The 18,441-nt window shown below is 68.2% G+C and carries 21 protein-coding genes; 11 read left to right on the plus strand and 10 right to left on the minus strand.

The genetic code is table 11. The annotated features are described in order from the left end of the window. Positions 1-375: 375 nt before the first annotated feature. On the minus strand, positions 376-891 hold the full coding sequence (locus tag ACZ3ZD_RS01455; protein WP_467392312.1) for a hypothetical protein: 516 nt from the start codon (positions 889-891) through the stop codon (positions 376-378). 64 nt (positions 892-955) lie between these two features. Then, positions 956-2,449: a 5'-methylthioadenosine/S-adenosylhomocysteine nucleosidase family protein gene (locus ACZ3ZD_RS01460; protein ID WP_467392314.1), complete on the minus strand. Its 1,494-nt coding sequence runs from the start codon at positions 2,447-2,449 to the stop codon at positions 956-958. A 175-nt stretch (positions 2,450-2,624) separates the two neighbouring features. On the opposite strand from ACZ3ZD_RS01460, the gene ACZ3ZD_RS01465 reads away from it, so the two are divergent. Continuing rightward, positions 2,625-3,158 (plus strand): hypothetical protein, encoded by a 534-nt coding sequence (locus ACZ3ZD_RS01465; protein ID WP_467392316.1) that lies wholly within the window; start codon positions 2,625-2,627, stop codon positions 3,156-3,158. Positions 3,159-3,226: 68 nt separating this feature from the next. On the opposite strand, the gene ACZ3ZD_RS01470 is transcribed toward ACZ3ZD_RS01465, so the two are convergent. The 7 genes from ACZ3ZD_RS01470 to ACZ3ZD_RS01500 all read right to left on the minus strand — a co-directional run bounded on the left by ACZ3ZD_RS01470 (position 3,227) and on the right by ACZ3ZD_RS01500 (position 6,809). After that, positions 3,227-4,030 carry a phosphotransferase family protein gene (locus ACZ3ZD_RS01470; protein WP_467393259.1) on the minus strand — a complete coding sequence of 268 codons (804 nt, stop codon included), beginning with the start codon at positions 4,028-4,030 and terminating at the stop codon, positions 3,227-3,229. Positions 4,031-4,151: 121 nt separating this feature from the next. Further along, complete coding sequence (locus tag ACZ3ZD_RS01475; protein WP_467392318.1) at positions 4,152-4,364, minus strand: hypothetical protein; 213 nt, start codon at positions 4,362-4,364, stop codon at positions 4,152-4,154. Beyond that, complete coding sequence (locus ACZ3ZD_RS01480) at positions 4,361-5,521, minus strand: radical SAM protein (protein WP_467392320.1); 1,161 nt, start codon at positions 5,519-5,521, stop codon at positions 4,361-4,363. Before ACZ3ZD_RS01480 ends, ACZ3ZD_RS01475 begins: the two co-directional genes overlap by 4 nt. A gap of 103 nt (positions 5,522-5,624) precedes the next feature. Continuing rightward, the gene (locus ACZ3ZD_RS01485; protein WP_467392322.1) at positions 5,625-5,774 is read right to left on the minus strand and encodes a hypothetical protein; all 150 of its coding nucleotides are present in this window, start codon (positions 5,772-5,774) and stop codon (positions 5,625-5,627) included. Next, positions 5,762-5,998 carry a DUF7848 domain-containing protein gene (locus ACZ3ZD_RS01490; protein WP_467392324.1) on the minus strand — a complete coding sequence of 79 codons (237 nt, stop codon included), beginning with the start codon at positions 5,996-5,998 and terminating at the stop codon, positions 5,762-5,764. Before ACZ3ZD_RS01490 ends, ACZ3ZD_RS01485 begins: the two co-directional genes overlap by 13 nt. Beyond that, a complete protein-coding gene (locus tag ACZ3ZD_RS01495; protein WP_467392326.1) occupies positions 5,995-6,393 on the minus strand; it encodes a hypothetical protein in 399 nt (132 codons plus the stop codon). The genes ACZ3ZD_RS01490 and ACZ3ZD_RS01495 overlap by 4 nt, the downstream gene beginning before the upstream one ends. Next, positions 6,393-6,809 (minus strand): hypothetical protein, encoded by a 417-nt coding sequence (locus ACZ3ZD_RS01500; protein WP_467392328.1) that lies wholly within the window; start codon positions 6,807-6,809, stop codon positions 6,393-6,395. Before ACZ3ZD_RS01500 ends, ACZ3ZD_RS01495 begins: the two co-directional genes overlap by 1 nt. 119 nt (positions 6,810-6,928) lie before the next feature. On the opposite strand from ACZ3ZD_RS01500, the gene ACZ3ZD_RS01505 reads away from it, so the two are divergent. The 3 genes from ACZ3ZD_RS01505 to ACZ3ZD_RS01515 are packed head-to-tail and all read left to right on the plus strand — an operon-like array spanning position 6,929 to position 9,415. Then, positions 6,929-7,972 carry a helix-turn-helix domain-containing protein gene (locus ACZ3ZD_RS01505; protein ID WP_467392330.1) on the plus strand — a complete coding sequence of 348 codons (1,044 nt, stop codon included), beginning with the start codon at positions 6,929-6,931 and terminating at the stop codon, positions 7,970-7,972. Continuing rightward, entirely contained in the window at positions 7,969-8,658 is a 690-nt protein-coding gene (locus ACZ3ZD_RS01510) for a YdcF family protein (protein ID WP_467392332.1), read from the plus strand. The genes ACZ3ZD_RS01505 and ACZ3ZD_RS01510 overlap by 4 nt, the downstream gene beginning before the upstream one ends. A gap of 28 nt (positions 8,659-8,686) precedes the next feature. Further along, a complete protein-coding gene (locus ACZ3ZD_RS01515; RefSeq protein ID WP_467392334.1) occupies positions 8,687-9,415 on the plus strand; it encodes a WbqC family protein in 729 nt (242 codons plus the stop codon). Positions 9,416-9,640: 225 nt separating this feature from the next. On the opposite strand, the gene ACZ3ZD_RS01520 is transcribed toward ACZ3ZD_RS01515, so the two are convergent. After that, positions 9,641-10,078, minus strand: a complete 438-nt coding sequence (locus ACZ3ZD_RS01520; RefSeq protein ID WP_003974483.1) for a hypothetical protein — start codon at positions 10,076-10,078, stop codon at positions 9,641-9,643. A 544-nt stretch (positions 10,079-10,622) separates the two neighbouring features. On the opposite strand from ACZ3ZD_RS01520, the gene hemL reads away from it, so the two are divergent. From hemL to ccsB, 7 genes are all read left to right on the plus strand, one after another. Continuing rightward, positions 10,623-11,951, plus strand: a complete 1,329-nt coding sequence (gene hemL / locus ACZ3ZD_RS01525; protein WP_467392336.1) for a glutamate-1-semialdehyde 2,1-aminomutase — start codon at positions 10,623-10,625, stop codon at positions 11,949-11,951. An 83-nt stretch (positions 11,952-12,034) separates the two neighbouring features. Continuing rightward, entirely contained in the window at positions 12,035-12,694 is a 660-nt protein-coding gene (locus ACZ3ZD_RS01530) for a histidine phosphatase family protein (protein ID WP_467393261.1), read from the plus strand. Between the two features lie 163 nt (positions 12,695-12,857). Continuing rightward, positions 12,858-14,150, plus strand: a complete 1,293-nt coding sequence (locus tag ACZ3ZD_RS01535) for a polysaccharide deacetylase family protein (RefSeq protein ID WP_467392338.1) — start codon at positions 12,858-12,860, stop codon at positions 14,148-14,150. Between the two features lie 108 nt (positions 14,151-14,258). Next, the gene (locus tag ACZ3ZD_RS01540; protein WP_467392340.1) at positions 14,259-14,849 is read left to right on the plus strand and encodes a TlpA family protein disulfide reductase; all 591 of its coding nucleotides are present in this window, start codon (positions 14,259-14,261) and stop codon (positions 14,847-14,849) included. A gap of 1 nt (position 14,850) precedes the next feature. Next, positions 14,851-15,630, plus strand: coding sequence for a cytochrome c biogenesis CcdA family protein (locus ACZ3ZD_RS01545; RefSeq protein ID WP_467392342.1), 780 nt, complete (start codon positions 14,851-14,853; stop codon positions 15,628-15,630). A gap of 3 nt (positions 15,631-15,633) precedes the next feature. Further along, positions 15,634-17,340, plus strand: a complete 1,707-nt coding sequence (resB, locus tag ACZ3ZD_RS01550) for a cytochrome c biogenesis protein ResB (protein ID WP_467392344.1) — start codon at positions 15,634-15,636, stop codon at positions 17,338-17,340. Next, positions 17,337-18,419, plus strand: coding sequence for a c-type cytochrome biogenesis protein CcsB (gene ccsB, locus ACZ3ZD_RS01555; protein ID WP_467392346.1), 1,083 nt, complete (start codon positions 17,337-17,339; stop codon positions 18,417-18,419). The genes resB and ccsB overlap by 4 nt, the downstream gene beginning before the upstream one ends. Positions 18,420-18,441 lie beyond the last annotated feature (22 nt).

An 18,441-nucleotide genomic window follows, 5' to 3' on the forward strand; every position in this document is an offset into this window, starting at 1 on the left:
TACGTCGGCCGCAACCGGAAGCGGCCGCGCCGGCGGACGCGCACCTCACAGCCGAGGACCGGCGGGGCAAGGGCAGGGGCGCCACCCGGCCTCTGCCCTGTCGCGGCTGATGCCCCCAGGACGCGCACCGGCTCTGGACCGGCACTGGCCGCCGCGCAGCCCCCTGAACGCAGCGCTGCCGCCCGCGATCGAAGCCGGACGGCAGTGCGGGTGGACGAATTGAATGCCAGCTCACTTCCGAACCCGCACGCGACGCGACCTCCGCTCACCGGGTCTCCGAACCCGCCCGAGCGAAACGTCCCACGCAGGAGGATCCGGTCGGCGTCACCGCTGTGTTGTGCTGGACAGCGGCGAGTGCCGGCGGTGCATCTGCGGTCAGTACTGGGTGTTGAGATCCGTTCCCTTGGGGGCACGCCAGCAACCGGAGACGATGGTGATCGCGAGAAGCGGGTCCTTCTCGTGCGGATTGGTCGGGGTGGACACCATGAGTACGGCGTTCACCGAGAAGCGGTCCGTCTCCGAATCGGCTGTGAGAGAGAGGGACTTGGCCTCGCTGTTGTCGGGGCCGTAGTCGACGATCTTCCAGCCCCTCTTCGGCAGCTCCGCCCGTAGCCGCTGGAAGCCCGCCTTCAGCTCGTCCTCGGAGACGTCGTAGACCGACCAGGGATGCCGCGTCATGTAGAAGTGCTGGGGGCCCTCTCCATCGCAGGTCGAGACGGCGGGACCGCGCTCGGTGACCTTGTCCTTGCGGATCCCGATCATCTTGTAGATCGCGCTGGAAGCGGCCTTCGCCTTGTCGCGGGCTTTCCCCACGTCCAGCGTGGGATGCCCGGAACCTGCCTGCGAGCCGGATGCCTGCGGCGTCGAGGGGGAGTGTCCGTTGTTGTCCACGGTCTTCGAACGTCCTGCTGGCACCCTGGCCTATAACTGCCGTACGTCATTCAGGAGGCACGAGTCAAAATTGTCGGAGACCGTGCGGGCTTCGGAAGTGGTGCATGAGCCTCAGAGTGAGTTCTTCGGCGATCGTCGGCACCGCGGTGCCGATAGTCGCGGCGTCCCAGACCTCATCGGGCATGATCTGCACCGGGCCGCCGCGTCCGCTGCGTGCCAGGACCGCACTGGTAGACATTCTGGCGGCATCCAAGCTCATTACGGTCAGGATCTCGGCGGGATCGATAGCCAATGCTGGGGCGAATCGGGTTCGCGGGGCGTCGTGGAGGCGCAGCAAGAACCGGAGCAGGTCAGCAACGCGTTCTTGGGTGTGCTCTGAGTCCAGCACGGGCATGTGCAGGCTAGGGGATAGGGGCAGTGACTCCCAGCAGGTTCGCTGGCCTGACTGAGTAATCACCAGACCGACGCTGCGACCGTGCCTCGGATCGCGGACATACGCAGCGGCGAAGTCGGCTTCGAGGATGCTGGACACCTCTTCGGTGGCTGTGAAGAACGCCTCCGACCGCCCCCGGGACACGAGGTCGTCCTTCAGCTGATTCATCTGGCGCATGGGCAGCCGAGGGCTGTCCTCCGGGATCAGGTGTACTTCCATCGTGGCGCTCTCGCTGTAGCCCAGCGGTAGCAGCTTTTTGCGCCAGGAGACCGGCAGCGGTTCCTTGAGCTGCTGCCCGATGAGTGCGCTGGCGATGACAGGGGTGTCGACGATGTCGGGGTGTGGAGACGACGGCTCGGCGTCGACTGCTCCGGGGGAGGCCAGGGCCTTGATGACGGCGATGGTGAGGGCTGCGGCGTTGTCGGCGGCGATGAGCTGGAAGCCGCCGATATCTGTGTGCTGCTTGCTGCCGTCAGCCCGGTCACTGATTCCACGGATGACCAGAGCCGGAACCTGGTCGGCCATGGACGCGGCGCCTGCGAAGCCTGCTCCTTCCGTCTCGATCGCGGCGACGCCGTTGTAGTGCTCGTCTAGAAGCTCCTGCAATGCAGACGCCCGGGCGTTCACCACCACCTCGCCGGCGGCGATCGGTTTGAAGTGGACTTCGGGGGCCTCCCTGCCCGCTGGCAGTAGGGCCTGTGCCCAGTGCGGGTCCAACACGGCAAAGCGAGCTGCCTGTTCAAGGCGGTGCGATGCTGGCCACGTCTCGGGCCGGGTCTTGAATGTGCCTTCCTGCTTTCCCCCGTGGTAGGCGAAGACCCGGGTCGCGACGACGACGTCGCCCAGCGCAATGTCGTGCTTCATGCCGCCAGCGATGCCCGTGAAGAAAACGGCATCTGGTCCGATCATGCGGATGGCACGCTCAGTGAGAATGGCTGCGCCCTGGTTCCCTTGGCCGACCTGAGCGAGGTAGACCTCCCAGCTGGTTCCCGGGATCCGGCCACACTCGAAAATCGTCCCCGCCTCGTGGTCGACCCGCTGTGGGTTTGGTACCCGCGTCCGCACGGCTCGGTACTCCAGCGGCAGCGCGGTGAAGACAACGATCTTTCCGCTGGATGGACGCACGTAGCACCTCACGAAGACTGGCTTTCCTGCCCGAGCCCGAGCGACCGTGCAGTCCTGCACTGATACGCATGGGGCGTTCATCAACAGCGTAACTCTTGGTCGGACAACTCTGGTCAGGGGCAAGGCGATTGAATGTAGATTCGATCCCTGCTCGGTCTTTCGAAAGGTGGATGGTGTGGCCGCCCCCGAGGACGTCACCGAGAGTAAACTGCTGCTGGCTGAGTACGACCGTATCAAGGAGGAGCAGAAGGCTCGGATTGGATTCCGCGACAACCTGCTCTACTTCACGCTCGCCGCTTCAACCGCGGTCCTGGCGATCACCGTCCAGAACAGACGCGCCCAACTGTTGCTCGCCGTTCCCGTGATCTGCCTGGTCCTGGGCTGGACCTACGTGGTCAACGACGAGAAGATCTCGGCGATCGGCCGCTACATCCGCGACCAACTCGGGCCTCGGTTGGCCGAGCTCAGTGGGGCCCGTGGCGCTGTGTTCGGCTGGGAGATCTACCACCGTGAGGACACGAGCCGCACCACGCGCAAGCGCCTGCAAACCGCTGTCGATCAATTCACCTACTTGGCATTGCCGATGACCTGCCTGGTCGCATTCTGGAGCTCTCGCGCCGTCGACCCTCTGCTCCTGATTGTCTCCATCGTGCAGACGCTTGCTTTAGGCATGCTGGGCTGGCAGTTCCTGCATTACGCCGAGCGCTAGAGCAGCGTTCCGGACTGGTGACTTCTCCTGCTATAAGCCATCTGGGTGCCGAACGGGAACGAGGAGACCTACAGCCCCTCGCCGAGGATATGCCCGAGCGTCGCCGCCTGTTTCGCCATCCTCCGCTTCCACGGCGTCCCGTCCTCCGCGGCGATTTCCCGCCACAGTGCCGCGGTGGCCGCGCCGAACGCCGCGAGGGCTTCCGGTTCGGCGTCCCGCCATGACGGGAAGCGGCCCGCGAAGGCGACCGCCTCCGCCACCGGGTGGCCGGCGCCCATGAGTCGCAGTGTCAGGGTTCCAGGGTCGATCCATGCTGCACCTCGCGTCGGCCACGCCCAGTCGACAAGCCGGGCCTGTTTGCCGACGATCAGTACGTTATCCGTGGCGAAGTCGGTGTGCAGGAGGGTGTCGCCGCTGAAGTACTGCAACGTCCCCGGCGGGGCGTAGTCCGCCCACCGGTCGACAGCGTCCTTGATTTCGATGCCGGCCGGGGCCGTGACGGCTTGTAGTTCGGTGAGGGCGGCTTCCACGAGCGGCAGGTCGGGTGAGCCGGGCGCGTAGTCGGCATGGCGGCCGTCGACCACCTCGTAGCCAAGAAGGCTCCAGCCATCGAGCTCCAGGTGCCAGTACAGGCGTGGGCAGGACGCCGGAAGATGCGGGGAGATCGCCGCCTCGCGGCGCTGCGCGCCGACCTGGGGGTGGTCGGTCGGGATGCCCTTCACGAAGACCCTGCCGCTTTCGGTCTCCAGGACGGAGGCGATGCCGGAGTTCATGCCGGCCGGCGCGGTGGCCGCCTGATGGACGGCGCCGGTTTTGTCGGCGATGGCCCGTCGGATGCCGGCGGGAAGCTGCTCGAACGGGATACGGGACATGGACACGCGCGGTTCCTCAAGGGTGCTCGGGCACGGGGAATGCCGCCCCGGCCAGGGTACGGCCGGGGCGGCACTGAGGGGGTGGAACGAGCGGGCGGCACGGGTGCCGCCCGTGGCCGATCTAGTACGGCTGGTCGTCGCCGGCCGAGCAACTGCACTCGGCGCCCTCGGCAGCCTCGTCCAGGTCGGCGATGATCTGGAACTCGTCGTCCTTGATCGATGCGGCGGTCAGCGGCACCGGCAGGGCGCTGGCCTGGTTGTCCGCCGGGTGTCGGCCGATGGTGAGCAGCACCGGTTCGCGCGGCGTGGTGAGGGTTGCGGTGGGCGGAGTCATGTCCCGTAGCCTCCATGCTGACAGTAGAGCTCTCGTCGGTCCCCCGCCTCCTGGTAGAGCTTGGCCAGTGGTCGGCATGTGCGGCACGTGCCGACCTTCGTGCAGCCGGAGCATCCACCGGTGCGGAGCTGTAGGGACTCGGCGATCACGCCGAGTCGGGGGAGGGCTTCGACGCCCTCGGTGATGAGGTTCACGCTCGGGTCACGGCCGACCTTGCAGATTGACGCGATGCCATGCGGGTTGACGTGGAAGAACGTGTGGCCGGCGTTGCAGCCAGTGAAGATGCTCCGGGCCTTGAGGTGGCCCAGTGCCTGCGTCGCCAGCGGGTTAGCCTCGCCGTCGATCGTGGGCGACATGTTCGTGAAGACCTGGTGCGGGAAGCCGTACGACTTCGCGAGGCGCACCATGGCGTCTGTCTCATGCGCGTTGTCGTCCGAGACGATCACGTTCAGCCGGACCGGCAATCGGTCCTCGCGGGCGGCGTCCAGGCCCATCAGGAACCGGCTGAACGCACCGCGGTTCCGCGTGACCTTGTCATACGTCTCGGCGGTCGCGCCGTACACGCTCAGGGTCAGCCGGTACGGCCGGTGGCGGGCGAACAGGTCCCGGATCGGTTCCTTCCGCAAGCTGGAGCCGTTGGACGAGACCTGAACCATCATCCCGAGCTGGTGGGCGTACTCGTACGCCGCGTCGAACTCGCGGTCGATCAGCGCCTCACCGCCTGTGATCTGCAACCACAGGACACCGGCGTCCCTCAGTGTCTGGAGCAGCGTCTGCTTGCCTGCCCAGTCAAGGCCCTCGAACCGCTTCTCGCCGAGGTAGCAGAACTCGCAGTCGTAGTCGCAGCCGAGGTTGATCTCCCACGACGCCTTGCTGTACCCATACCTGGACCGCTCGCGGACGAGGACGATGTCGCCGACTGGCGACGAGGGCAGTTCGGTCCCCCACGCCTCCCTCGCCGCGTCGGCCAGCCAGTCCGGGACGGGTCGTCCTTCCGCCCCCGAAGCCCGCAGCTCCTCGTAGCGGACCTCCGGGATGCGCACGCCTGCCGCCAGGCCGGGCTGGACAAGGAGGTACTGGGCGAGAAACGGGCTGGCCACGAGCCGAGGAGCTGTTTTCGTCCTCAGCCTCTCGGCGCTGGTGTTCGTCTCGGTCATGGGACCTCCACGGGTTGGGTAGGAGGGGTTGGTCGGACCTGGTGGTGGGTGGTGATCAGGCTGGCCGCCCGCTCGGCCAGTGGATCCCTTCGCCAAGCGCGGGTCAGGGCGCGATCCGTGCGTTCGAGGCGACCACGCCGATCACGAAGCCGCACGCGGCGGACACGAGCACGATCAGCAGTGGTCCGGTGTCGCGGGCGGCCCAGGCGTCCCGGCCGGCCCGGGCGGCGACACGGCCGTTCACGGCTTCCACCAGGCCCTCCACGGGCGGGTGATGATCTCCCGGTACGTATGGTGCGAGGGATTGTGGCCACCGTGCGTAAACACCCAGCTCTGCGGATCGGCGAAGTCGGTGCCGGGCGGCGAGGTCTCGCCACAGACCGCGCACTGCATGGCGTACGTGGTGGGCTCGGCGTCGGGTTCTCGGTCGGGCTGGAGGGTCCACTCCTGGTGGCACATGATCGTGCGGCTGGTCATCGAACCGCGACGTAGGGGTGCTGGAGAGCAGCGCGGAGGGCGTCCGTATCGGTGAGGGTGTCGTCGTCGGGTAGCTCGCACCATCCGCCGAACCAGTCGTCGAGCAGCTCCAGGCCGGGGGCGACGAGCCAGCAGTTGGTGGAGAGGTGCCGTACCGGCAGATCGACCCAACTGGCTGCGGAGCCGGTCGGGACGGCGTAGTAGAGACGCCCGTTGGGCCTGTCGTAGAGCACAGGGCCCACGGACGTACCGATGCAGCGCAGGTAGGCCAGGGCCAGGAGGCCGATCTCGGCGGAGGTGCGCACGACGTCCCAGCCGTCGCCGACCTTCAGCAGCCGCAGCCCCGGCACGTCGTTCACCATGGGGGCGCTTCGCAACGCGTCACGCACGGACATCACGCATCTCCCTGCGGCCGGAAGCTGTGGCTCGCGCCGAGCCAAGAGGGGGATCCCGTGGTCGGCGTGAGGGGGCGGACCACGATCAGACGAGCGCCAATTGCTGTTATCTGCCGCTTGCGCTCGGTGCCGAGGTCCTTCGGGCCGAGGTGGCTGAGAGCCGGAACCACGGCACCGTAGGAATCGGGGAGTTCGAGCACGTCGAGCAGACCGACGAAGGCGGGGGAGCGGATGATCACCGTGGAGTCGCGTTCAGTGAAGACGCCGCACAGGGCCAGTTCGTGCCGGTCGCAGTACTCGGTGAGGCAGTCGACAAGCGCCGCGTGGCGGGGCAGCCCGCCGGTGACGTGGCGTAGGTAGCCGAAGACCTGAGGGAAGGCGACGGGGCGGCGTTCGGTGATGAGGTCGTCGTCCATGCCCACAGCGTCGGCCGTCGTGAACGGCCTCGAAATGACCTGCTGTTGTACTTCCGTTGCACTTCCCACCCCACGTCGTCACCGACAGTGCTTCCATACGTGACGGAGGGAGGCCATCCGTGGTCAGCGTGCAGCAGTGGACAGGTCGGGAGGCGAGCGCCCTGCGCGCCGCGTTGCGTATGAGCACGCGCGCTTTCGCCGAGCACCTCGGTGTCGCGCTGCGCACGGTTGCGAAGTGGGAGAGCCTCGGCGCGGAGACGCAGCCCCGACCGGACACCCAGGCCATCCTCGATACCGCACTCGCACGGGCGGATTCGGCCGCCCAAGCCCGTTTCGAGGCAGTGCTGTTCCCTGAGCGGAAGAGCGCGCGGCCGGCGGACTACGAGACCTGGACCGAGGACATCGAGCGCGCTGTTGTCTGCATCAGCCGCCAGGACTTCCCGTTCGCCTCGACCTTGTTGAACCGCTGGTTGGGCAGCCGTGCACCGCATCAGCTTGACGCCAAGGGCCTCTATTTGTACGGCCGTTCCCTCGTGCTCCTTGGCGACCTCCAGCGTGATCAGGGCGCGATCCTCGGCCCACTCTCAGCCCGGCACTCCTACTCAACCGCTCGCGGTATGTTCACCGAGCTAGACATCCCGCGCCGGGTGGCTCAGATCGAGCTGTCTCTGGCCGTCATCCAGGAGATGTCGGGCCAGTTGGAATCCTCCGCTCGCCACTACGAACTCCTCGCCGGAGATCAGCGCCTTAGCCCGCGTGACCGTGCCAGGGCGCGGCTGTGGGTGGGTACGGCGCTGAGCAAGGAGGGCGACAACGAGTACGCGACCGGCGTCATGGTCGAGGCCACTCGCTCCTTCGAGGATCTGGGCGAGCCGGAGGACTGGTCGGTCGCCCACCAGAAGCTGGCCCTGGCCCACCGGGGCGCCGGCGACCTGAAGCAGGCCCTGCATTACATCGACATCGCGCGGACCACCGGCACGGTCGACTCCCCGATGCAGCGGGTGCGGTTGGACACCGCGTACGGGCACATCCTTCTGTCGGATGCGGCGACCCGGAATGATGGGCTGTCCGTCCTCGATCAGGCGGCACAGGTGGCTCGCCAGTACGGGCTGAGCCACCAGCTGCGCAGCATCGAGGGCATCCGAAGAGGCCAGCAGGGATGAGCCAGGGAGTGCCAGTGCCGCAGCATGAGCAGCGCCAGATCACCGACGAGCAGTTCCACGACGCGACGTTGATCTGGAACTACCACCAGATGGGCCACGAGGAGCGGCCCTGCTCGGCGGCGATCGGCCTCGGCAGCCACGACCTGGGCGTGGCCACCACAGCCGCCGATCTCTACCGTGCCGGCCTCTTCCCGGTCGTGGTCTTCAGCGGCGGCAACAGCCCCACCACCCGCGCCCGCTTCCCACGCGGCGAGGCCGTCCACTATCGCGAGCATGCCCTGAGCCTGGGCGTTCCGGACGAAGCAATCCTGGTCGAGCCGAAGGCAGCCAACACCGGCCAGAACATCACCTTCTCCCGTGAGCTGCTGGCCGAGGCCGGCATCGCTGTCGAGTCGCTGCTGCTGATCTCCAAGCCGTACATGGAGCGCCGTTCGTACGCGACCTGCCGCAAGCTGTGGCCCGAGGCAGAGGTTGTCTGTGCCTCAGAGCCGCTGGAACTGGACGACTACATCAAGTCCATCGGCGACGAGAAGCTCGTCGTCGACATGCTTGTCGGCGACCTGCAACGGGTGATCGAGTACCCGAAGCTCGGCTTCGCCGTCGAGCAGCACGTACCGGGGGATGTATATGACGCGTACGAGCGCCTCCTGGGTGCCGGCTTCGACAGCCGCCTCATCAGCACCTGAGCTACCCCATGTCAGCTCGTCGGGCGGGGTGTGCGCGATCCACCAGCCGAACCTGTTCCCACGGCTGTCCACGTTGGCGAAGCTCTTCGCTGCCGACCGGTGGATCGTCCTGACCGACGTGCAGTTCGCCCGGCGCGATTTCCAGCACCGAGCCCGATTGGCCGCCTTGGACGATCCTGGTCGGCAGCAGTGGCTCACGCTCCCGACGCATCTGCCACATGGACGCCTGACGCTGATCAGCCAGGCGCGGCTTGTTGATCCCTGCCGTTCACGCCGGACGGTCGAACTGCTCGTGCGCCAGTATTACGGCCGTAGCCGCCACTGGGGTGCCGTGCGTGAAGTCCTGGAGGCGGTCCTGGACACACTCGACACCTCAGAATGCGTGGCAGGCGTCGCGAAAACATCGACGATTGCCCTGCTCACGGCTCTTGGCTGGTCGGGGGAAGTGCTGGACAGCAGTGAGATCCCGAGCCGCCAACACCGGTCCGAGCGCCTTGCCGACCTCGCCGCTGCCACCGGCAGCACCCACTATCTGTGCGGCTCCGGTGGCTTGCGTTACCTCGATGTGGGTCCCTTCGATGCCAACGGCATCCCCGTGCTGCCTTTCCACACCCCTGTGGATGCGGATGACCCGCTCTGGCAGTGGAGCCGATGGACCAGCAGCCTCTGGGCCCTGAGCAAGATCGGGCCTGGGGCGCTGGCGAACCGACTGGTTGTCCGACCAGGGGCCGCGTTCCTTGAAGCCTGGCGTGACTGAGCTGCTACTGCAGTCCGCTGTGTCGGTGCGGGGGTGCTTCCGGTCGTGGCGGAGTTACGAGTTCGCGCACTGGGTGTTCCACTTGCGCTGAGGCGCTGCACCAGCGCCCCCGGCAAAACCCATGTGCCCTCAATGTGCCCTGGCAGCCTGAAGGCCCCTCCGGGCACATGACGAGGACGGAGGCGAAGCCCGAAAAGCCCCGCCCACTACCCGAGAAACCCCAGCTCAGGGCCAAACCAAGCAATACGGCTGATGCCCCGCCTCATGCAGCCGGTGGCTGAAGTCCTGCCACTCGTGCAGCAACTGGTACACGTTGAACGCGTCCCGCGGACCTCCGCGGTCCGGGACCGTGGACCAGATGAACGCCGCCGCGCCCACCGCTTCCTCGCCGATGCCGCGGAGGGGGTCGACCACCGTCATGGGGAGTTTGACGACCGCGTAGTCGGGGTGCAGGACGACCAGTTCCAGGGGCGGGACCTTGTGCAGGGGCACGCCCTCGATGCCGGTGAGGACCATCGCGGCCATCGTCTCCGGCTTGATCTTGGTGAACATGCCGTTCATGCCCAGCTCGTCGCCGCCGAGTTCCTCGGGGCGCATCGAGATGGGGACGCGGGCCGCGGTCGCGCCGTCCGGCGCGCCGAAGTATTTGTACGTCACCCCCACCCGACCACCATTCCTGCTCCCCGCCCGGAGACGGTCGGCCCGCTGGTCGAGCCGGCCGTCGCTCTGCCGGTCGTACCGCTCGGGCTCGCTCGGTACATCCTGTGTCTGACGTGCCTCGGCCTGACGTGCCTCGGTCTGACGTGCCTCGGTCGCTTCCTCCGCGTCGCGCCGGTGCCTTCCCCGCCGGGCACGTCGAGGACCCAGGTCATCAGTCCCCTCGCCCAGTCCGCCACCGCGATGCATATCTCCACCCGACTGCTTTTCTAGGACGCGTGGCCCCCGCCGCGCAACCCGATCATCGTGTCAGTGACCTCCCCCACGGCCGTCCGCCGAAACGTACGGTGGAACAGCAGTCCGCGCGGGCAGATCCCGGCCTCTGATCATTACGTGCGTATGAGCTGTGTGTATCAGGTCTCAGTCTCGCAGATGAGGGATGGCGCCGCTCTGATCTTCGAGGCCGACCGCGTCCGTCACCCGGCCCGCGGCCTACCCTGAGGAGGTCACCCCGCAACCGGAGTCCGAGAAGCCGGAGAAGCCGCACGTCATGAGTGCCACGAGCGAAATGCCCTATCCCTACGACGCGCCCGCCTCACAGGCGCTCTTCGACCGCGCCTCCGTCGTCACCCCGGGCGGCGTGAACTCCCCGGTGCGCGCCTTCCGCGCCGTCGGTGGCACCCCCCGGTTCATGGTGTCGGGCAAGGGGGCCTACCTCACCGACGCCGACGGCCGCGAGTACGTCGACCTGGTCTGCTCCTGGGGGCCCATGATCCTCGGGCACTCCCACCCGGAGGTCATCGCCGCCGTCCAGGAGGCCGTCTCCCGCGGTACGTCCTTCGGCACGCCCGGCGAGGGCGAGGTCGCGCTCGCCGAGGAGATCGTCGCCCGGGTCGAGCCCGTCGAGCAGGTGCGGCTGGTCAGCAGCGGCACCGAGGCGACCATGTCCGCGATCCGGCTCGCCCGGGGGTTCACCCGTCGGTCCAAGGTGATCAAGTTCGCCGGCTGCTACCACGGGCACGTGGACTCGCTGCTCGCCGCGGCCGGCAGTGGTGTCGCCACCTTCGCGCTGCCGGACACCCCGGGTGTCACCGGGGCCCAGGCCGGCGACACGATCGTGCTGCCGTACAACGACCTGGAGGCCGTGCAGGAGGCCTTCCACCGGCACCCGGGCGAGATCGCCTGCGTGATCACCGAGGCGTCGCCGGGGAACATGGGTGTCGTGCCGCCCGACCCCGGGTTCAACCAGGGACTGAGGGACGCCTGCCGGAAGAACGGTGCCCTGTTCATCTCCGACGAGGTGATGACCGGCTTCCGCACCAGTCGCGCCGGGTGGTACGGCGTGGAGGGCGTGAAGCCGGACCTGATGACCTTCGGGAAGGTGATGGGGGGCGGGTTCCCCGCCGCGGCCTTCGGCGGCCGTGCCGACGTCATGGCGCACCTGGCGCCCGCCGGGCCCGTGTACCAGGCCGGCACTCTCTCCGGTAACCCCGTCGCGACCGCCGCCGGTCTCGCCCAGCTGCGGCTGCTCGACGACGCGGCGTACGCCAAGGTCGACGCCGTGGCCGAGCAGATCCGCACCCTGGTCGGCGAGGCGCTGTCGAAGGAGGGCGTCGCGCACCGGGTGCAGAGCGCGTCCAACATGTTCTCGGTGTTCTTCACGGACCGGCAGGTGCGCACCTACGAGGACGCCAAGCGGCAGGAGTCGTACCGCTTCACCGCGTTCTTCCACTCGCTGCTGGCGAACGGCGTGTACCTGCCGCCGTCGTCCTTCGAGTCCTGGTTCGTGTCCACGGCCCATGACGAGCGGGCCGTGCAGAAGATCGCCGACGCCCTTCCGGCGGCGGCCCGGGCGGCTGCGGAGGCCACGGCGGAATGAGCACCATCCCTGAGATCCCCGAGCTCCCCGAGACCTCCGAGCACCCGGACCCCAAGGACAAGGACGTCACCGTCGTCCACGTCATGCGGCACGGCGAGGTCGAGAACCCGGACGGGATCCTGTACGGCCGGCTGCCCGGCTACCACCTGTCCGAGCTGGGCCGGAAGATGGCCGAGCGGGTCGCCGAGCACCTCGCCGCGCGGGACGTCACCTACGTCTGCGCGTCCCCGCTGGAGCGGGCGCAGGAGACGGCCACCCCGATCGCCAAGGCGCACGGGCTGGATCTGGACACCGACGAGCGGCTGATCGAGGCCGAGAACGTGTTCCAGGGCAAGACGTTCGGCGTCGGCGACGGCGCGCTGCGCAAGCCGGACAACTGGAAGTACCTCGTCAACCCGTTCCAGCCGTCCTGGGGCGAGCCGTACGTGGACCAGGTCGTGCGGATGACGGGCGCGCTGAACGCGGCCAAGGACCGCGCGCGCGGGCACGAGGCGGTGCTGGTCAGCCACCAGCTGCCGATCTGGATCGTGCGGTCGTACGTCGAGCGGCGGCGCCTGTGGCACGACCCGCGCAAGCGGCAGTGCACCCTCGCCTCCCTGACGTCCTTCACCTATCTGGGTGACAAGATCGTGTCCGTGGGTTACAGCGAGCCCGCCATCGACCTGGTCCCGGCGCACCTGCGGGCCGGCGCCAAGCCGCAGAAGGGCAAGGGCACCGCGCAGGGCAAGGCGTTCGGCGCCTGACCGGACGGACCCGTGAACTCCGGTGCACTGACCGTCCGTTTGGCGTGACTTAGGGTGTTGTTGCCGGAAGCGTTGCGAAAAACATAAGAATGATCGGAACCTCCTCGATCGTCGCGCCCTCTGACTGGGTGAACACCAGCAGGCGCGACGATCGGGGTTTTCCATGCGCACGTTCTCCCGGACCCTCTCCCGGCGGGGGGCACTCGGCCTCGGTGCCGGGGCGGCGGCCGCCGCCTCGCTCGCCGGCTGCGGAAGCCCCACGTCCTCGGACGGCGGCGGGCACCCGAACGGTTCCGGTGAGGGCGGCCACGGGGATGGCAAGGACGGCGGGACGCGTCCGGCGCGGCCCATCGGCGACGGCTCGACGTCCTTCACCGGCAGGCAGCCGCACCAGCCGGGCAAGCCCGAGCCGCTGGAGCCGGGGCAGACCCCGCCGCAGTTCGTGATCTTCTCCTGGGACGGCGCCGGCGAGGTCGGCAACGGCCTGTTCCCGCGCTTCCTGGACCTGGCCAAGGAGCACGGCGCGTCCATGACCTTCTTCCTCTCGGGGCTGTACCTGCTGCCCGAGGCGAAGAAGCGGATGTACGAGCCCCCGAACAACCCGCGCGGCGCCTCCGACATCGGCTACCTCACCGACGAGCACATCAAGGCCACCCTGACGAACGTGCGCCGGGCCTGGCTGGAGGGCCACGAGATCGGCACCCACTTCAACGGGCACTTCTGCGCCGGTAGGGGCACGGTCGGCAACTGGACCCCGCAGCAGTGGGCCAGCGAGATCCGGCAGGCCAAGGCCTTCGTGAAGGAGTGGCGGACCAACACCGGCTGGACGCAGCTGCCGTCGCTGCCGTTCGACTACGACAAGGAGCTGGTCGGCGGCCGTACGCCCTGTCTGCTCGGCCAGAACAACCTGCTGCCCACCGCGCGCGAGCTGGGCTGGCGCTACGACGCCTCCTCGCCGGGCGGCCGGCAGACGTGGCCGGAGAAGAAGCTGGGGATCTGGGACCTGCCGTTGCAGCAGATACCTTTCCCCGGCCGTTCCTTTGAGGTCCTGTCCATGGACTACAACATGCTCGCCAACCAGTCCGTGAACTCCACGAAGGCGCCCGCCTACAACTACCCGGGCTGGCGCAAGCAGTCCGCGCAGGCGTACATCCAGGGCTTCCAGCGGGCATACGAGACAAACCGGGCGCCGTTCTTCATCGGCAACCACTTCGAGCAGTGGAACGGCGGCATCTACATGGACTCCGTCGAGGAGGCCTTCAAGCACATCGCGCGCGAGAAGGAGAAGGGCGCCGACGTGCGGCTGGTCTCCTTCCGGCAGTTCGTGGACTGGATGGACGTACAGAAGCCCGAGGTGCTCGCCAAGCTGCGCACGCTGGGTGTCGGACAGCGGCCGGCGGGCGGCTGGAAGCAGTTCCTGCGGGCCACCGGGTCCGCATCCTCCAACGCGGCCTGATCCGGCCTGATGTCCCGAATGTCCCGTGTAAATACGCCCTGAAATGGGCTTTTCCGCCCGGCAGGGGGGCGCGCGAGATCCCCGGAACAGGCATGCGAAACTTTTCACATGAGTAACCGCAGCCGCGCCGTCCTGCTCACCGCTGTGGCCGCCGTCGCGGCCCTGTCCCTGTCCGCGTGCGGAAAGGGCGGCACCTCCGGAGGCGGTGGCGACACCCACTTCGTCACCGGCAACAACGGCATCGACACCGTGCCCGCCGGCAAGCGTGCCGCGGTACCGGACCTGTCCGGCAAGACCATCGACGGCAGGACCCTCGACGTCGCCGACTACAAGGGCAAGGTCGTCGTCCTCAACGTCTGGGGCTCGTGGTGCGGACCGTGCCGCGAGGAGGCCGGGTACTTCGCCAAGGTCTCCAAGGAGTACCAGGACAAGGGCGTGCAGTTCGTCGGCATCAACACCCGGGACTCCAGCACCACCCCGGCCGTGAACTTCGAGAAGGAGCACGGCGTCGGATACCCGAGCCTGTACGACCCGACGGGCAAGCTGATGCTCCGCTTCAAGAAGGGCACGCTCAACCCGCAGCTCATCCCCTCCACGCTCGTCATCGACCGCAACGGCAGGGTCGCCGCGCGGGCCCTGGAGGCGCTCGACGACACCGGCCTGCTGAAGATGCTCAAGCCGGTCCTCGCGGAGAAGTGACGTGAGCGCACTGCTGACGCTGGCCGCGGAGGGAGGGCCCGGGCGGAACCAGACGGTCCTGCACGGAGCCCTGCTGGTCTCCCTGCCGGTCGCGCTGCTCGCCGGGCTCGTCTCGTTCTTCTCGCCCTGCGTGCTGCCGCTGGTCCCCGGCTACCTCTCCTATGTGACGGGCGTCGCGGGCACCGACCTCGCCGAGGCCCGCCGGGGACGGATGGTGGCCGGCGCCTCCCTGTTCGTGCTGGGCTTCAGCGCCGTGTTCGTCTCCACCGGCGCGCTGTTCGGCTACTTCGGTTCCAACCTGCTGGAGTACCAGGAGACGCTGTCCCGGGTGCTCGGCCTGCTCATGATCGCCATGGGCGTGTTCTTCATGGGGCTGCTGCCCTGGTTCACCATGCGCGAGTTCCGCTTCCACAAGCGGCCGACGGGCGGCCTGCTGGGCGCGCCCGTCCTCGGCGCCCTGTTCGGCGTCGGCTGGACGCCCTGCATGGGCCCGACGCTCTCCGCGGTGAACTTCCTCTCCTTCCAGGAGTCGAGCGCCGTGCGCGGCTCGCTGCTGATGGTCGTCTACTGCCTCGGTCTCGGTGTTCCCTTCGTCCTCACCGCGATCGCCTTCCGCAAGGCGCTCGGTGCCTTCGCCTGGGTCAAGCGCCACTATGTGTGGGTGATGCGCATCGGCGGCTCGATGATGATCGTGACCGGTGTGCTGCTGCTGACGGGCGCCTGGAGCGGTCTGATCCAGCAGATGCAGACCTGGTCCGACGGTTTCAATGTGGGGATCTGACCGATGAGCAAGACCGACACCGACAACAGCCAGGACCAGGAGGACCTCGGGGCCGCCGGCTCCCGGCTGTCCACCGCCCCGCAGGAGGAGACCTCCACCCCGCCGTCCCTCGGCGTCATCGGCTGGGCCCGCTGGTTCTGGCGGCAGCTGACCTCCATGCGGGTCGCGCTGCTGCTGCTCCTGCTGCTCTCGCTGGCCGCCATCCCAGGCTCGCTGATCCCGCAGACCAGCGCGGACGCGGGCAAGGTCGAGGACTTCCGCGCCGCGCACCGGACGCTGGCGCCGGTCTACGACAAGCTCGGCCTGTTCCACGTGTACAGCTCGGTGTGGTTCTCCGCGATCTACATCCTGCTGTTCGTCTCCCTGATCGGCTGCATCGTCCCGCGCACCTGGCAGTTCGTCGGCCAGCTGCGCGGCCGTCCGCCGGGCGCGCCCAGGCGGCTGACCCGGCTGCCCGCGTACACGACGTGGCGGACCGAGGCCGACCCCGAGCAGGTCCGCGAGGCCGCGCTCGCCCTGCTGAAGAGGCGCCGCTTCCGCGCGCACCTCGCCGGTGACGCCGTGGCCGCCGAGAAGGGCTATCTGCGCGAGGTGGGGAACCTGGTCTTCCACATCGCCCTGATCGTGCTGCTCGTCGCCTTCGCCTCGGGCCAGCTGTACAAGTCCGACGGCACCAAGCTGATGGTCGAGGGCGACGGCTTCTCCAACGCGCTGCCGATGTACGACGACTTCAAGTCCGGCAGCCTGTTCCAGAACGACGACCTGGTCCCGTTCAGCTTCGACCTGAAGGACTTCCGGGCCACCTACGAGGTCAGCGGCCCCAACAAGGGCACCCCGCGCACCTTCGAGGCGCGGATCCGCTACAGCGAGGGCGCGTACGGCAAGGAGCGGCCGGCCACCGTCAAGGTCAACGAGCCGCTGAAGATCGACGACGCCAAGGTCTACCTGGTCAGCCACGGCTACGCGCCCGTCGTCACCGTCCGCGACGGCAAGGGCAGGATCGTCTACCAGGACGCCGTACCGCTGCTGCCGCTCGACGGCAACGTCACCTCCAACGGCGTGGTCAAGGTGATGGACGGCTACCGCGACGCCAAGGGCAGGAAGGACCAGCTCGGCTTCCAGGCGTTCTTCGTGCCGAGCTTCAACCCGAAGAGCGGCACGATGCTCTCCCAGTTCCCGGCGCTGCTGAACCCGCTGCTCGCGGTGAACGCCTACCACGGCGACCTGGGCGTGAACTCGGGCATCCCGCAGAGCGTGTACCAGCTCGACAAGACGCACATGAAGGCGTTCAAGGACGGCAGGGGCCAGCTGCTGAAGAAGCTGCTGAAGCCGGGCGACACGCTCACCCTGCCGAACGGCGCCGGGTCCCTCACCTTCGAGAAGGACATCAAGGAGTGGGCCGGCTTCGAGATCGTCCAGGAGCCCGGCAGCGGCTGGGCGCTCGGCGGTGCCCTCGCCGCGATCCTCGGCCTGGCCGGCTCCCTGTTCATCCAGCGCCGGCGCGTGTGGGTGCGCGCGGTGCGCGGTGCCGACGGCGTCACGGTGGTCGAGATGGCCGGGCTCGGCCGCAGCGAGTCCGCCAAGGTGCCCGAGGAGCTGGGCGACCTCGCCGGAATCCTCTACGACCGGGCGCCGGGAGCCCCTGACCCCGACGACGCCACCGAACCCCCCGCATCCCCAGCCGTACCTGCCGAAGGGGCTGAGAAGTGATCCTCGCCGCCGCAACCAACGAACACCTCGCGAGCGTCAGCAACACGCTGATCTACTCGTCGATGGCCGTCTACACCCTGGCCTTCTTCGCCTACATCGCCGAGTGGCTGTTCGGCAGCCGCAGCAAGGTGGCCCGTACGGCCGCCGCGCTCACCGCCGGCCGTGAGGACACGGCGGGCGCCCCCGCCGTCACCGTGCGGCAGGCCGGCGGCACCGCCGTGCTGGAGCGGCCCAAGGTCGTCGTCCGCTCGACGTCCGGCGCCCGGGACGTGCCCGACGGCCCCGGCGCGCACGGCGGCGACGAGCAGGGCGACCTGTACGGCCGGATCGCCATCTCCCTCACCGTGCTCGCGTTCCTCGTGGAGCTGGGCGGTGTCGTCACCCGCGCGGCCTCCGTGGAGCGGGCGCCGTGGGGCAACATGTACGAGTTCAACATCACCTTCTCCACGGTCGCCGTCGGCGTGTACCTGGCGCTGCTGGCCCTGCGCAAGAACGTGCGCTGGCTCGGCCTGTTCCTCGTCACGACCGTCCTGCTGGACCTCGGCCTCGCGGTCACCGTCCTGTACACGGCCAGCGATCAGCTGGTGCCGGCCCTGCACTCGTACTGGCTGTACATCCACGTCTCCACCGCGATCTTCTGCGGCGCGGTGTTCTACGTCGGCGCGGTCGCCACGATCCTGTACCTGTTCAAGGACTCGTACGAGACCAAGCTGGAGACCGGCGGCAAGCCCGGCAAGTTCGCGTCCTCCGTGCTGGAGCGGCTGCCCGCCTCGGCGTCCCTGGACAAGTTCGCCTACCGCGTCAACGCGGCGGTCTTCCCGCTGTGGACGTTCACGATCATCGCGGGCGCGATCTGGGCGGGCGACGCCTGGGGCCGGTACTGGAACTGGGACCCGAAGGAGACCTGGTCCTTCATCACCTGGATCGGCTACGCCTGCTACCTGCACGCCCGGGCCACGGCCGGCTGGAAGGGCCGCAAGGCCGCCTACCTGGCGATGATCGCCTTCGGCTGCTGGCTGTTCAACTACTACGGCGTCAACATCTTCGTGTCCGGCAAGCACTCCTACGCCGGCGTGTGACCGCCGCGTGCGGGTGCCCCGG

It is taken from the genome of Streptomyces sp. NPDC023481, assembly GCF_055560195.1.

What these genes read in the sequence shown, in the direction of transcription:
- ACZ3ZD_RS01470 (WP_467393259.1), bottom strand. Translation starts at nt 4,030, where the DNA reads ATGTCCCGTATCCCGTTCGAGCAGCTTCCCGCCGGCATCCGACGGGCC.
- ACZ3ZD_RS01475 (WP_467392318.1), bottom strand. Translation starts at nt 4,364, where the DNA reads ATGACTCCGCCCACCGCAACCCTCACCACGCCGCGCGAACCGGTGCTG.
- ACZ3ZD_RS01480 (WP_467392320.1), bottom strand. Translation starts at nt 5,521, where the DNA reads ATGACCGAGACGAACACCAGCGCCGAGAGGCTGAGGACGAAAACAGCT.
- ACZ3ZD_RS01490 (WP_467392324.1), bottom strand. Translation starts at nt 5,998, where the DNA reads ATGACCAGCCGCACGATCATGTGCCACCAGGAGTGGACCCTCCAGCCC.
- ACZ3ZD_RS01495 (WP_467392326.1), bottom strand. Translation starts at nt 6,393, where the DNA reads ATGTCCGTGCGTGACGCGTTGCGAAGCGCCCCCATGGTGAACGACGTG.
- ACZ3ZD_RS01500 (WP_467392328.1), bottom strand. Translation starts at nt 6,809, where the DNA reads ATGGACGACGACCTCATCACCGAACGCCGCCCCGTCGCCTTCCCTCAG.
- ACZ3ZD_RS01510 (WP_467392332.1), top strand. Translation starts at nt 7,969, where the DNA reads ATGAGCCAGGGAGTGCCAGTGCCGCAGCATGAGCAGCGCCAGATCACC.
- hemL (WP_467392336.1), top strand. Translation starts at nt 10,623, where the DNA reads ATGAGTGCCACGAGCGAAATGCCCTATCCCTACGACGCGCCCGCCTCA.
- ACZ3ZD_RS01530 (WP_467393261.1), top strand. Translation starts at nt 12,035, where the DNA reads ATGCGGCACGGCGAGGTCGAGAACCCGGACGGGATCCTGTACGGCCGG.
- ACZ3ZD_RS01535 (WP_467392338.1), top strand. Translation starts at nt 12,858, where the DNA reads ATGCGCACGTTCTCCCGGACCCTCTCCCGGCGGGGGGCACTCGGCCTC.
- ACZ3ZD_RS01540 (WP_467392340.1), top strand. Translation starts at nt 14,259, where the DNA reads ATGAGTAACCGCAGCCGCGCCGTCCTGCTCACCGCTGTGGCCGCCGTC.
- resB (WP_467392344.1), top strand. Translation starts at nt 15,634, where the DNA reads ATGAGCAAGACCGACACCGACAACAGCCAGGACCAGGAGGACCTCGGG.